The sequence below is a fragment of the [Bacillus] enclensis genome, assembly GCF_001456935.1.
GTDB lineage: Bacteria > Bacillota > Bacilli > Bacillales > Bacillaceae_B > Rossellomorea > Rossellomorea enclensis.
Genome location: NZ_KQ758484.1, coordinates 349515 through 363626, shown reverse-complemented (window position 1 = coordinate 363626; position 14112 = coordinate 349515). Strand labels below are relative to the sequence as shown.

Genomic DNA, 14112 nt, shown 5'->3' with positions numbered 1-14112 from the left:
CCGCTCTTGAGAAGATGCGTGTAATTATTTACGATATATTCAGAAAATATAAAAAGTTATCTGGAGGGATCAGTATGCAAGAGAATGCGGCGAAGAAAAAAGAAAAAGTGGAAGAACTATTTCCGGTAAGGGATGTTGACTATCTGGAGTATTATGCGGGAAATGCAAAGCAGACCGCCCACTTCTTCTGTACGGCATATGGATTTAAGACTGTGGCTTACTCGGGCCTTGAAACAGGCAACCGGGACACGGTCTCCTATGTTCTGCAGCAGAATAAGGTGCGCCTGGTGATCACAGGCAGTCTGCACGAAGGAAGCCGTGTCTCACAGTTCATCCATAAGCATGGGGATGGAATCAAGGATATCGCTCTTATGGTGGATGATGTTGAAAAGGCTTACACCGGGGCTGTGGAACGCGGGGCGATCGAAATCATGCCGCCGTCCACACTTGAAGATGATGAAGGAACATTGAAAAAAGCCGTGATCGGTACATATGGTGACACGGTCCACACGCTGATCGAGCGCAAGGATTACAAAGGGATCTTCATGCCGGGCTTTGAAAAATATGATTCGGCACTGAACAATGAAGATACCGGCATCATCGCGGTCGACCACGTTGTCGGCAACGTCGAAAGAATGGAAGAATGGGTCGAGTACTATGAGAAAGTGATGGGCTTCAAGGAAATGCGTCACTTCACGAATGAAGATATCACGACCGAGTATTCCGCCCTCATGTCCAAGGTCATGCATAACGGGGGAAGAATCAAGTTCCCAATCAACGAACCGGCGGAAGGGAAACGTAAATCCCAGATTGAGGAATATCTCGAGTTCTACGGCGGACCTGGTGTCCAGCACATTGCGATACTCACAGAAGATATCGTGAAAACAGTCGGTAAATTAAAAGAAAACGGAGTAGAATTCCTGAACACTCCGGACTCTTATTATGAAATGCTTTCAGAGCGTGTAGGCGAAATCGATGAAGAAATTTCAAAGATCAAAGAACTAAATATTCTGGTTGACCGCGATGATGAAGGGTATCTCCTTCAAATCTTCACCAAGCCGATCGTCGACCGTCCGACACTGTTCATCGAAGTCATCCAGCGTAAAGGAGCAAGGGGCTTCGGGGAAGGAAACTTCAAGGCACTTTTCGAATCCATCGAACGCGAGCAGGAACGCCGCGGAAATTTATAAACCATATTAATAGATACAGATAAATAAAGAAAGATAGAGAGATATTGGGGTCAAAGGGACCGGTCAAGGGGGGTTAACCCGTAAAGAGGGGAGCTGATTCCGGCTGAATAGGTGCTTATTCAGTGCGGGGGAAGCTTTTTACTTGAAACGGGTCGGCCCCCTTCATCCATGAGGAAAGCGGGGGACATGCATGGCACTTAAATTTAAAACAAGAGAAGCGGTAACGCATATCGCTCCCTATGTGCTGGGAAAGACATTGGCAGATCTGCAGAAAGAGCATGGATTGAGCAAAATCAGGAAGCTCTCGGAAAATGAGAATATTTATGGCTGCTCACCGAATGTGAAGAAATGGTTCAAGGAACAGGACGGGGATCTTTTTCTCTACCCGGACGGGGCAGCCATTGAACTATCAAATAAAGTTGCAGCGTTCCTTGGTGTGGAGAAAGAAAAGCTGGTGTTCGGGAATGGGTCGGATGAAGTAATCCGGCTGCTGACAAGGGCATATATGTCCTGCGGGGACGAAGCCGTCATGGCCGATGTGACCTTTCCGAGGTATCAGACGAATGTATTCCTTGAAGGAGGCTCACCTGTCATCGTCCCTTTGGTTGATGGCACGCATGACCTGAAAGCCATGGCCCGGGCGGTCACTCCAAAGACAAAGCTCATCTTTGTATGCAATCCCAACAATCCCACAGGAACCATCGTCGGAAAAAAAGAGCTGCTGGCATTTCTCGAAAGCATCCCGTCGCACATTTTGGTGGTCGTGGACGAAGCATACATGGAGTACGTGACGACCGATGACTACCTCGAAACATTACCATTATTGTCTCAGTTTGATAATTTGATTGTCCTGAGGACCTTTTCAAAAATTTACGGCCTTGCCGGGCTGCGGGTCGGGTTCGGCGTGATGAACGAGGAAATTGCCGAACAGCTGAGAAAAGTAAAGGATGTATTCAACGTGAACATGATCGCCCAGAGATCTGCGGTCATCGCGCTCGAGGATCAATCTTTCATACGTGAATGCACCCACAAAAATCAAGTTGGCCGTGAATACTTAGAAAAAGAGTTTCACCGTTTGGGAGTAAGCTATTTTCCATCACAGGCAAACTTCATCATGGTGGACACCGGACTGAACGGTGATCATGTTTCCTCTGAACTTGTGAAAAGAGGGATCGTCGTCCGCTCCGGGACCCTGCTCGGATATCCTACGACCGTGCGCGTCACGATCGGCACCGAGGAAGACAATAGACTGTTTGTTTCTTCACTGGAACAAATTTTAAATGCGAAAGGAGGAGAGTGAATGGATCTCAAACCACACACCCTTCCCTGGCAGGACGCGTATAAATTAATGATCGGCAGTATTTTGCCGCGGCCGATTGCTTTCGTCTCCACCCTCGACGCTGACGGGAGGGCGAATCTTGCTCCTTTCAGTTTCTTCACGGCCATTTCCGCGGAGCCGATGCTCGTCTGCTTTTCCCCGATGAGAAAGGGGAAAGACGGGGCCAAAAAAGATACGCTCTGGAATATCGAAGAGACGAATGAATTTGTCATCAATATCGTAAGTGAAGAGTTCGTCGAGGAAATGAATAACTGTGCGATTGAATTCGACCGCGGAATCGACGAGTTTGAACAAACAGGCTTAACAAAGAAGGAGTCGGTCACCGTGAGGCCGCCAGGAGTTGCAGAAAGCAAGGTGCAGCTTGAATGCACCCTGCATCAGGTCCTTCACTTCGGGGATCAGCCCGGTGCAGGGAGCCTTGTGATCGGCAAGGTGGAATGCGTGAGGATCGACGATGACCTTTATTATGACGGGAAGATCGATTCACAGAAATTAAAGCCTGTCGGCAGGCTTGCCGGCCAATCGTATACGAAACCGCTGGCGGATTCGTTTGAAATGATCAGGAAAAGGTGATCCTCAATGAAACTAGTAAGTTTTCAAAAGGAAAATGAAGTCAGGACCGGCCTTATTCAACATGACCTTGTGATAGATTTGTACGAAGCAACTGACGGGAAGCTGCCGAAGGACATCCTTGCCTTGATGGGACGCGGGGGCGGGGCTCTGGAAACGATCGCTGACCTCGGACCTTTTTCCGAAGGCGGCAAAGGGGTTATTTTATTGGAGGATGCCACGCTGAAAGCTCCGATCCCAATACCGGTCAGCATCCGCGATTTTTATGCATTCGAGGAGCATGTCAGAACCGCCCGCAGGAAAAGGGGGCTCGATGTCGTGCCCGAGTGGTATGACGTCCCAGTATTCTACTTTACGAATCATCTGGCGGTGAAAGGACCGGACGAAGCGGTCGCAGGGCCGGCAGAGAGTGAATGGCTCGATTATGAACTGGAGATCGCATGCGTCATCGGGAAAGAAGGCAGGAATATTGCAAAGGAAGATGCCGAAGACCATATATTCGGCTACTTTATCATGAACGATTGGAGTGCCAGGGACATCCAGAAGCATGAAATGAAAGTCGGACTAGGGCCGGCCAAAGGGAAGGATTTCGCCACATCCTTCGGTCCTTATCTTGTGACAAAGGATGAATTGGAAACCCGCAGGTTGGGGGACCGGTTTGATATGAAAATGACGGCGAAAGTAAACGGGAAGCTCCTTTCCGAGGGGAATTTCAAAGATATTCACTACACGTTTGCCGACATGATCGAAAGGGCGTCAAAAGATGTCACGCTTTATCCAGGTGAAGTCATCGGCTCGGGGACGGTCGGGACCGGCTGCATCCTTGAACTCGGGACGGAAACCCACCGCTGGCTGAGAGCGGGGGATGAAGTCGAATTGGAAATTGAAGGACTCGGCGTGCTGCGAAACACTGTCGCAGGCACGAGAGAGGAGGAAAAAGATGTATTACCGCAAAATGGGGAAAATACCACACAAACGTCACACCATGTTTAAAAAGGACGACGGCATGCTTTTCAGGGAGCAGGTCATGGGGACAAAAGGATTCTCCGGCACGCAGTCGATCCTGTATCATCATCACCTGCCGACTTCCGTCACAAAGACGGAATTTCTCGGCAGCTATAGACCTGAGTTTGAAGAAGACGGTGCAGTGCGCCACCGCCACTTCATGACGGACGGGGTGGAGAAGAAAGGTGATGCGCTAAAAAGCAGGGAATACCTGCTTGGAAATTCGGATCTCCTGATCGGGACGGCGTATGTCACAGAAGGAATGAAGAACTTTTACCGTAATGGAGACGGCGATGAGGTTTTGTATATCCATTTCGGAACAGGGAAAGTCGAAACGATGTTCGGGACAATCACGTACGGAGAAGGAGATTATGTCGTGATCCCGATCGGCACGATTTACCGGGTGGTCCCTGATGAAGACACAAAAATGCTGATTGTCGAATCCTTCAGCCAAATCACCACGCCGCGGCGCTACCGGAATGAATACGGCCAGCTCCTCGAACACAGCCCGTTCTGCGAAAGGGATCTGCGCGGACCGGAGAAACTCGAAACCTTTGAGGAAAAGGGCGAATTCGAAGTCATCCTGAAATCACGCGGCGCCCTTCATTCACACATTCTGGATCACCATCCGTTCGATGTGGTCGGCTGGGACGGCTACTTATATCCGTGGGTCTTCAACATCGGGGACTTCGAACCGATCACCGGGCGCGTCCATCAGCCGCCTCCGGTCCACCAGACATTCGAAGGCCATAATTTCGTCGTGTGCTCCTTTGTGCCGAGATTATATGACTATCATCCGGAAGCGATCCCTGCCCCGTACAACCACAGCAACGTAAATAGCGATGAACTGCTGTACTACGTGGAAGGGAACTTCATGAGCCGTAAAGGAATCAAGAAAGGATCGATCACCCTCCACCCAAGCGGAATCCCGCACGGCCCGCATCCCGGAACAACCGAAGCAAGCATCGGCAAAAAAGAAACACTAGAACTCGCCGTCATGATCGACACCTTCAAACCACTAAAAATCGTCAAAAAAGCAAAAGATGTCGAAGATGAGAAGTATATGTTTACTTGGACATAACCAAAAACCAATTTAAAGTGCCTGACGCACTTTAAATTGGTTTTTTATTTGTAGAAATTTTAATTTAAGTTAGGAGAGTGGTGGGATTTTATTGAAATGTCTCCCCTAATTCAGACTTATTGTGTTCAAGGACAAATATAAGTTTTGGATGAATCCAGCAGTTGATTGGAGTGAAAGACGAAGACTCCTGCGGGAAGAGTAGCTAATAGAAAAGCGGAAGGGCTTTGCTAAGAGGCGGGTGGCATAAGACGAATCGGCCACGAAGGCGTTCTTTGCCTTCTTGGTCGGTTTGGCTTATGACATGTGCCTCTAAGCCCTGCAGCTGTACAAGTGAGACCCCGGAGGCGCAGCCGAGGAGGCTCACGGGCTACCCGCGGAAAGCGAAGTCTTTCACGGAAATCAACTGCGTATTAAAGTCCGATACTCATTCGCTATTATCAATTATTCTTTGAAACTGAGAATCACCTAAATCCTTATTCATAGGCCCATCCTCCTTCTACAAAAAAATGACCATCAAACCTTGTCGAATTCCCCCAAACCCGCGCCAAACAAATGAATCACCACTCATTAAAAAAATTCCAAAAAAATTTAAACCAAACAAACATGATTAGGACAAAGATGTAAGCGGTTACCATAAATCAGATAAATCTAAATAGTCTAAAAATTTATAAAAATACTGTTGACCTTCCCGGGAAACGGGCGTAATATTGTCCTCAATATAAAAATTCGAGCCGCAGCAAACCGGTCATCGGCCGCTCCATGAACGCAGTCGAGACCACTGGAAAATGGCTCATAAGCAGCACCGGATTTAAGCTGCAAAACATACAAATCTATCAACCTATACAAAAACAAATACTCCCGCGAAAGGAATGATGAACATGAACGAACAATGGATCTACTTAGACGGTCAATACGTTAAAAAAGAAGACGCAGTCGTATCAGTTTACGACCATGGTTTTCTTTATGGAGATGGAGTGTTCGAAGGGATTCGGATGTACGATGGTAACGTATTCCGCCTTGAAGAACATGTTGACCGCCTCTATGACTCAGCAAAAGCCATCATGCTCGACATTGAAGTGTCGAAAGAAGAGATGTGCGACATTATCGTAGATACATTGAAGAAAAACCAACTGGAGAATGCATACATCAGAGTAGTCATTTCCCGCGGAGTAGGAAATCTTGGTCTTGATCCATTTTCCTGCAAGCGGCCGCAGCTGATCGTCATCGCAGAACAGCTGGCCCTTTTCCCGAAAGAATTATATGAATCAGGCATCGAAATCGTATCCGTCGCAAGCCGCCGGAATCGTGCCGATGTGCTTTCACCGAAAGTAAAATCACTGAACTACTTAAATAATATCCTGGTTAAGATCGAAGCAAACCTTGCTGGTGTGAGCGAAGCGCTCATGATGAACGACCAGGGGTACGTAGCTGAGGGATCTGCCGACAACATCTTCATCGTGAAAAAAGGAAAGATCCTTACGCCGCCGGGATACGTTGGCGCACTGGAAGGGATCACACGGAACGCGATCATCGAACTCGCTGAAAAATCAGGTTTCGATATCAAGGAAGATGTATTTACCCGTCATGATGTCTATACAGCGGATGAAGTATTCCTGACCGGAACAGCGGCGGAAGTCATCGCAGTAGTGAAAGTGGACGGCCGCGTCATCGGAGACGGTAAACCGGGATCCTATACAAAGCAATTATTGCAGGAATTCAGAAACACTGTCACGCAGGATGGAAGAAAAGTTTACAAACAAAATGCTCAAGTCGGATAAGTTGGAGGTGATGACGTGCGAAGTGACATGATCAAAAAAGGAATCGACCGTGCCCCTCACCGCAGTTTGCTATATGCAACAGGGGTCAAACTTGAAGATATGGAAAAACCATTCATCGGGGTGTGCAACTCCTACATCGATATCATTCCGGGGCATATGCACCTGAACGGTTTTGCCCAGGTGGTGAAAGAAGCCATTCGTGAAGCAGGCGGAATTCCATTCGAGTTCAATACAATCGGAGTAGACGATGGGATCGCGATGGGACATATCGGGATGAGGTATTCACTTCCAAGCCGTGAACTCATCGCGGATTCAGCGGAGACCGTCATCAACGCCCACTGGTTCGACGGAGTCTTCTACATCCCGAACTGTGACAAAATCACTCCCGGGATGCTGATGGCATCAGTCAGGACGAATGTACCTTCCGTGTTTGTATCGGGAGGACCGATGGAAGCGGGAGTATCGAGTGATGGAGATCCTTTATCACTTGTATCTGTCTTTGAAGGCGTCGGTGCCCACCAGTCAGGCAGAATGACAGCCGAACAGCTCCTCGACATCGAACAGAATGCCTGTCCTACATGCGGTTCCTGCTCGGGGATGTTCACAGCGAATTCGATGAACTCCCTGATGGAAATGCTCGGCATGGCGCCTCCAGGGAACGGGACGATCGTCGCCACTTCCGCAGACCGTCACAGGCTGATCAAGGATGCAGCCAAACATCTGGTGGAAATGGTCAAGAAAGACATCAAGCCGCGTGACATCATCACGGAAGAAACGATCGACGATGCATTCGCACTCGATATGGCGATGGGCGGATCAACCAATACCGTCCTTCATACCCTGGCGATCGCAAATGAAGCGGAAATCGATTACGACATCAACCGTATCAATAAGGTGGCCGAACGCGTCCCTTATTTATCTAAAATAAGCCCGGCATCCGACTACTCCATGCAGGATGTCCACAATGCCGGCGGAGTCAGCGCCATCATCAAGGAACTATGCGAAATGGGTGCTGTACATAAAGAGAGGATCACGGTCACAGGAAAATCTCTTTATGAAAATGTAAAAGAAGCGCACATTCAAAACGACGATGTGATCAGGAGCAAGGAAAACGCCCACAGCCCGGTCGGGGGATTATCGGTCCTCTTCGGAAACATCGCCCCTGATGGAGGGGTCATTAAAGTCGGAGCGGTCGATCCTTCGATCAAGACATTCATGGGAGAAGCAATCGTTTATGAATCCCAGGATGAAGCACTCGCTGGAATCGAAAGCGGGGAAGTGAAGGAAGGCCATGTCGTCGTCATCCGGTACGAAGGACCAAAAGGCGGTCCGGGGATGCCTGAGATGCTCGCCCCGACAGCAGCGATTGCCGGCAGGGGACTCGAAAAGAAAGTGGCGCTCATGACAGACGGAAGGTTTTCCGGGGCATCGCGGGGAATTTCCATCGGCCATGTTTCTCCGGAAGCGGCTGAAGGCGGCCCAATCGGCGTCATTGAAAACGGGGACGCCATCCTTATCGACTTAACGAACCGGACCATCTCACTCATGGTCTCCGAAGAAGAACTGAAATTCAGGCAGCAGGAATGGGTCCAGCCGCCTCCGAAAATCAGAAAAGGTTATCTCGCAAGATACGCAAAGCTGGTTACATCCGCAAGCACAGGCGGCATCTTGAAAACCGAATAGATTGAAAGCGTTGAAGAGGTTAAAGGATCGGGACTTGTATTTCCAGAGAGCTGGTGGTGCTGCAAACCAGTAATACATCCGATACCGACATCCCCTCTGAGTATCGTTCTGAAACATCGGAGTAGGAACGATCGAGTAGCTGTTACTCGTTACAAAAACAAAGGCTGATGCCAATAAAGTCAGCCTGCTGAGGGAGACGGCCCCGTGTCGTCTCTGAACTAGGGTGGTACCGTGGAAAGGAACAAAGCCTTTTCACCCCTGCGAAAGATCAAATTCTGACGTAGTGGGTGGAAAGGCTTTTTTATATGGAAAATCAATAAACTATCGGCTGATAGAAATCCATTTTTTGAGGAGGAGATGAAAAAATGAGAGCTAAGCTAGAGGCAGAACCGGTTTCGCACACAGAGACAGAAAAAGCCAACGGTGCTGACATGCTCATGAAGGCGTTAAAAGAGGAACAAGTGAAAATTCTGTTTGGGTACCCGGGTGGAGCGGTCCTGCCAATCTATGATGCTCTATACAAAGCCCCGATTAAACACGTGCTCGCCAGGCACGAGCAGGGAGCCATCCATGCTGCAGAAGGGTATGCGAGGGTTTCGGGAAAACCAGGGGTCGTCATCGCGACTTCAGGTCCCGGTGCAACAAATCTCGTAACCGGGATCGCAGATGCCATGATGGACTCACTGCCGCTCGTCATCTTCACCGGCCAGGTTGCGTCAGGAGTGATCGGGACCGATGCCTTCCAGGAAGCGGATGTTGTCGGGATCACGATGCCGATCACGAAACATAATTACCAGGTCCGGGACATCAAGGATTTACCGAGGGTCGTAAAGGAGGCTTTCCATATTGCCTCGACAGGGCGGCCGGGTCCGGTCCTCGTCGATATTCCAAAGGATCTGACTGTTCAGGATGCCCCGCAGGTGAAAGACGTGGAAATGGATCTGCCCGGTTATCAGCCGAATTTTTATCCGAACCCGCTGCAGATCAGGAAGCTTGTGGATGCAATCAAAGTATCGAAAAGACCGGTGATCCTAGCTGGGGCGGGCGTCCTGCACGGCAAAGCGTCAGAAGAATTAAAAAACTTTGCCGAAAGTTACGACCTTCCGGTTATCCATACCCTTCTCGGGTTGGGCGGCTTTCCGGCAGATCATCCGTTATTTTTAGGGATGGCAGGGATGCACGGCTGTTACACAAGTAATATGGCACTTTATGAATGCGACCTTTTAATTAATATCGGCGCCAGATTCGATGACAGGCTGACCGGGAATCTTGCCACCTTTGCACCGAAAGCAAAAGTGGTCCATATCGATATCGACCCGGCTGAAATCGGCAAGAACGTGACAACGCATATCCCGATTGTGGCCGATTCCAAACAGGCTCTCTTGAAAATACTTGAACATCAGCCGGCAAGGGGAGATACAGAAGACTGGCACCGCCATCTTCAGGCATACAAACTTGAGAATCCTTTCTGGTATACGAAGACGAATGATGTCCTGTCCCCTCAGCTACTGATCGAGCAGGTATACGAAATGACAAACGGGGAAGCGATCGTCACCACAGATGTCGGTCAGCATCAAATGTGGGCAGCTCAGTACTACTCATTCAAAAAGCCGAATAACTGGGTCACTTCCGGAGGACTCGGAACGATGGGGTTCGGTTTCCCGGCGGCAATCGGCGCCCAGCTTGCGAATCCTTCAAGCAAGGTCGTAGCATTCGTCGGGGACGGCGGCTTCCAGATGACACTGCAGGAACTGGTCCTCTTAAAAGAACTCAATCTTCCTGTCAAAGTCGTCCTGCTGAACAACAGTACGCTGGGAATGGTGAGGCAGTGGCAGGAAACCTTCTATGAAGAAAGGTACTCACAATCACTCTTTTCCCTGCAGCCCGATTTTGTAAAACTGGCCGAATCATACGGAATCAAAGGTTATCGCGTGAAAACACAGGAAGAAGCCGAAACGGTTTTAAAAGAGGCACTGACAAGTGACGAACCGGCCCTCATCGACTGCCTGGTGAATCCGAAGGAAAACGTCTATCCGATGGTCGCCCCAGGCAAAGGAATCCACGAAATGTTAGGGGTGAAACCATGAAGCGGATTGTAACTGCGCTCGTTCATAACCGCAGCGGCGTACTGAATCGTGTGACTGGATTATTCACGAAGCGCCAGTTCAACATCGAAAGCATTTCGGTCGGCTACACCGAAGTGGAAGGCATTTCACGGATGACATTCGTCGTCAACGTGGAAGACGACCGCAAAATCGAACAGCTGATGAAACAGCTTCACAAACAAATCGACGTATTAAAGGTGACGGACATCACGGACCAGGGAGTGGTGGCCCGTGAACTCGCACTTATCAAAGTGCTGAGCACAGGCCAGACAAGGTCCGAGATCAACGGGATCGTCGAACCATTCAGGGCATCGATCATCGATGTGGCCAGGGACAGCGTCACCGTCCAGGTTACCGGTGAAACCTCAAAGATCGAAGCCATCATCGACTTATTAAGGCCTTACGGGATCAAGGAAATCGCCCGGACCGGCATCACGGCTTTTGCCAGGGGAAATGGAAAACCGGTGACGGAGCTCAAGCAGTATTCAATCGTGAACTGACGGAAACACCGCTAAACGGCGTGAATTTTATAAAAAAACTGGAGAGGATGAGCGAAATGGTAAAGGTTTATTATAACGGAGATGTGAATGAAGAGGTTTTAAAAGGGAAGAAGGTTGCGGTCGTAGGATACGGTTCCCAAGGTCATGCCCATGCACAGAATTTAAAGGAAAGCGGATTTGATGTAGTTGTCGGGCTGCGTAAAGGAAAGTCATGGGACCAGGCAGTGGAAGACGGATTGGACGTCTATTCTGTACGCGAGGCATGTGAACAGGCGGACGTGATCATGGTCCTTCTCCCGGATGAACATCAGCCTAAGGTGTATGAAGCAGAAATCAAGCCGGCCCTCACAGCCGGAAAAGCACTGGCATTCGCACACGGATTCAACATTCACTTTAGCCAGGTTGTTCCTCCTGAAGACGTCGATGTCTTCCTTGTCGCTCCTAAAGGTCCGGGGCATCTTGTACGGAGAACATTTGAAGAAGGGGCGGGTGTACCTGCACTGTTCGGTGTGTATCAGGATGTATCAGGTCAGGCCCGTGAAGTTGCACTTGCCTACGCAAAAGGAGTCGGGGCAGGACGCGCCGGGATTCTTGAAACCTCATTCCAGGAAGAAACGGAAACGGATCTATTCGGTGAACAGGCGGTACTTTGCGGAGGGCTTACTTCCCTCGTAAAGGCAGGGTTCGAAACGCTCGTCGAAGCAGGCTATCAGAAAGAAGTTGCATACTTTGAATGTCTGCACGAACTGAAATTGATCGTCGACTTAATGTACGAACAAGGACTTGAAGGCATGCGTTACTCCATCTCCGACACAGCCCAATGGGGAGATTTCGTTTCAGGACCGCGTATCGTGAACGAAGAAACGAAAGCCCGCATGAAGGAAGTCCTTTCAGACATCCAAACAGGAAAATTCGCAAAAGGCTGGATCCTCGAGAACCAGGCGAACCGTCCGGAATTCAATGCCATCAATCAGCGTGAAAGCAAACACGAACTCGAAGTGGTAGGGAAGGAGCTCCGTAAGATGATGCCATTTGTTCAGCCGAAATCCTCTAAAAAAGAGAAGGAAGTGGTAGCAAGTGCGAACCATTGATATTTTTGACACAACGCTTAGAGACGGGGAACAATCTGCCGGTGTAAACCTGAACACAGTCGAAAAAATAGAAGTGGCAAAGCAGCTCGAACGCCTCGGGGTCGACGTCATTGAAGCCGGGTTTCCTGCAGCTTCAAAGGGTGATTTCGACGCCGTGAAGAGGATCGGTGAAACGATCAAAAACAGTTCTGTGACCGGATTGGCGAGAGCGAGTATACGTGACATCGATGCTGTTTGGGAATCGTTGAAAACGACTGCCGAACCAAGGCTTCACGTCTTTATCGCGACCTCTCCGATCCATATGACCCACAAGCTGAAGATGACGCCTGATCAAGTCATTGAGAAAGCGGTCGAAACGGTGAAATACGCGAAGAAGTTCTTCCCGGTCGTCCAGTGGTCTGCTGAAGATGCCGGCAGGTCGGATTTGAATTTCCTGGTCAAAATCATGGAGAAGGTGATTGATGCAGGTGCATCGGTCATCAACCTACCTGACACGGTCGGATATATGACACCTCAGAAATACGGTGAAATGTTCCGGTTCGTACGCGAGAATGTCCCGAATATTGACGGCGTGAAATTATCCGCCCACTGCCATGACGATCTAGGGATGGCAACGGCGAATTCGCTGGCAGCCGTCGAAAATGGAGCCGATCAGATCGAAGGAACGATCAACGGAATCGGTGAACGGGCCGGGAATGCAGCTCTTGAAGAGGTGGCAGTCGCCCTCCGGATCCGCGAAGACTTTTACAGCGCGTCCACCCGTTTAAAGCTCGATGAAATCAAGAAAACGAGCGCACTCGTCAGCAAGCTGACCGGAATGAGGGTGCCGGCCAACAAGGCGGTCGTCGGCAACAATGCCTTCGCCCATGAATCCGGGATCCACCAGGACGGCATGCTGAAGGAGAAAACAACGTATGAAATCATTACGCCTGAGCTGATCGGGGTCAATTCCACAAGACTCGTCCTCGGCAAGCACTCAGGGCGTCATGCTTTTAAAAATAAGGCACTTGAACTTGGCTTCGACCTGACGGAAGAGAAGCTGAAAGAAGCATTTGATACCTTTAAAGATTTAGCAGACAAGAAGAAAGAAATCGTCGACGACGACCTGTTCAGCATCCTGACGAACAAGCAAACCGAAATCGGTGAAGACGTTGGCTTCAAGCTTGAAAGGATGCAGGTACAGTACGGTATGGATAATATCCCGACCGCAACCATCGAGCTCCGTGATGAAAATGGCGACCTGAAGCAGCTCGCATCTACCGGGTCGGGAAGCGTGGAAGCCATCTACAACACAATCGAATCGATGCTTCCATCGCCATCCAGGCTCCTTGACTACAAAATCAACTCAGTCGGCGGAGGCCGGGATGCCCTGGCAGAAGTATATGTCCGCCTTGAATATGACGGAGATAACACAAGCGGCCGCGGCACCGCACAAGATGTCCTTGAAGCATCCGCCCGCGCTTACCTTAACGCAGTGAACCGGATGCTGCAGCAGAAAGCGGCGATGAAGGAGAAAGTGGCAGTGAAGGCCGGGGTATAGATTTTTATTAGTTTTTTGATGATACCTGTCTCAAGGCAGGTACTTTATTCAAAGCAATGGTATGGGAAGATCTAGCTGTTGATTGGAGTGCAAGACGAAGGCTCCTGTGGGAGAAGTGGCTAATGTGAGACCCCGCAGGCGAAGCCGAGGAGGCTCACGGGTCACCCGCGGAAAGCGAAGTCTTGCACGGAAATCAACAGCGGTTTTGTAACAGATTTTATAAAAACAGG

Annotated in this window: 11 protein-coding genes and 1 other annotated feature; all 11 genes read left to right on the top strand. The window is 49.6% G+C overall.

Annotation, left to right across the window (positions count from 1 at the left end; genetic code table 11):
- Nucleotides 1-74 precede the first annotated feature (74 nt).
- Nucleotides 75-1190: a 4-hydroxyphenylpyruvate dioxygenase gene (hppD, locus tag AS034_RS14555; protein ID WP_032085540.1), complete on the top strand. Its 1116-nt coding sequence runs from the start codon at nt 75-77 to the stop codon at nt 1188-1190.
- A 190-nt stretch (nt 1191-1380) separates the two neighbouring features.
- On the top strand, nt 1381-2490 hold the full coding sequence (gene hisC, locus AS034_RS14550) for a histidinol-phosphate transaminase (protein ID WP_058299044.1): 1110 nt from the start codon (nt 1381-1383) through the stop codon (nt 2488-2490).
- A complete protein-coding gene (locus AS034_RS14545; RefSeq protein ID WP_058299043.1) occupies nt 2491-3102 on the top strand; it encodes a flavin reductase family protein in 612 nt (203 codons plus the stop codon).
- Between the two features lie 6 nt (nt 3103-3108).
- Nucleotides 3109-4092, top strand: a complete 984-nt coding sequence (locus AS034_RS14540; protein ID WP_058299042.1) for a fumarylacetoacetate hydrolase family protein — start codon at nt 3109-3111, stop codon at nt 4090-4092.
- Nucleotides 4040-5185: a homogentisate 1,2-dioxygenase gene (locus tag AS034_RS14535; RefSeq protein ID WP_058299041.1), complete on the top strand. Its 1146-nt coding sequence runs from the start codon at nt 4040-4042 to the stop codon at nt 5183-5185. The genes AS034_RS14540 and AS034_RS14535 overlap by 53 nt, the downstream gene beginning before the upstream one ends.
- Before the next feature lie 878 nt (nt 5186-6063).
- Nucleotides 6064-6963, top strand: a complete 900-nt coding sequence (ilvE, locus tag AS034_RS14530) for a branched-chain-amino-acid transaminase (RefSeq protein ID WP_032085546.1) — start codon at nt 6064-6066, stop codon at nt 6961-6963.
- Between the two features lie 15 nt (nt 6964-6978).
- A complete protein-coding gene (ilvD, locus tag AS034_RS14525) occupies nt 6979-8646 on the top strand; it encodes a dihydroxy-acid dehydratase (RefSeq protein WP_058299040.1) in 1668 nt (555 codons plus the stop codon).
- Nucleotide 8647: 1 nt separating this feature from the next.
- Nucleotides 8648-8909: a binding site (T-box leader), on the top strand.
- Between the two features lie 102 nt (nt 8910-9011).
- Nucleotides 9012-10733: an acetolactate synthase large subunit gene (gene ilvB, locus AS034_RS14520; protein WP_058299039.1), complete on the top strand. Its 1722-nt coding sequence runs from the start codon at nt 9012-9014 to the stop codon at nt 10731-10733.
- Nucleotides 10730-11251 carry an acetolactate synthase small subunit gene (gene ilvN / locus AS034_RS14515; RefSeq protein ID WP_032085549.1) on the top strand — a complete coding sequence of 174 codons (522 nt, stop codon included), beginning with the start codon at nt 10730-10732 and terminating at the stop codon, nt 11249-11251. The genes ilvB and ilvN overlap by 4 nt, the downstream gene beginning before the upstream one ends.
- 56 nt (nt 11252-11307) lie before the next feature.
- Nucleotides 11308-12342, top strand: coding sequence for a ketol-acid reductoisomerase (gene ilvC, locus AS034_RS14510; RefSeq protein WP_058299038.1), 1035 nt, complete (start codon nt 11308-11310; stop codon nt 12340-12342).
- Nucleotides 12329-13882, top strand: a complete 1554-nt coding sequence (locus tag AS034_RS14505; protein WP_058299037.1) for a 2-isopropylmalate synthase — start codon at nt 12329-12331, stop codon at nt 13880-13882. Before ilvC ends, AS034_RS14505 begins: the two co-directional genes overlap by 14 nt.
- Nucleotides 13883-14112: the final 230 nt, after the last annotated feature.

Bases quoted from the DNA above. Each gene is read 5' to 3' on its own strand.
- hppD (WP_032085540.1), top strand. From the start codon at position 75: ATGCAAGAGAATGCGGCGAAGAAAAAAGAAAAAGTGGAAGAACTATTT.
- hisC (WP_058299044.1), top strand. From the start codon at position 1,381: ATGGCACTTAAATTTAAAACAAGAGAAGCGGTAACGCATATCGCTCCC.
- AS034_RS14545 (WP_058299043.1), top strand. From the start codon at position 2,491: ATGGATCTCAAACCACACACCCTTCCCTGGCAGGACGCGTATAAATTA.
- AS034_RS14540 (WP_058299042.1), top strand. From the start codon at position 3,109: ATGAAACTAGTAAGTTTTCAAAAGGAAAATGAAGTCAGGACCGGCCTT.
- AS034_RS14535 (WP_058299041.1), top strand. From the start codon at position 4,040: ATGTATTACCGCAAAATGGGGAAAATACCACACAAACGTCACACCATG.
- ilvE (WP_032085546.1), top strand. From the start codon at position 6,064: ATGAACGAACAATGGATCTACTTAGACGGTCAATACGTTAAAAAAGAA.
- ilvB (WP_058299039.1), top strand. From the start codon at position 9,012: ATGAGAGCTAAGCTAGAGGCAGAACCGGTTTCGCACACAGAGACAGAA.
- ilvN (WP_032085549.1), top strand. From the start codon at position 10,730: ATGAAGCGGATTGTAACTGCGCTCGTTCATAACCGCAGCGGCGTACTG.
- ilvC (WP_058299038.1), top strand. From the start codon at position 11,308: ATGGTAAAGGTTTATTATAACGGAGATGTGAATGAAGAGGTTTTAAAA.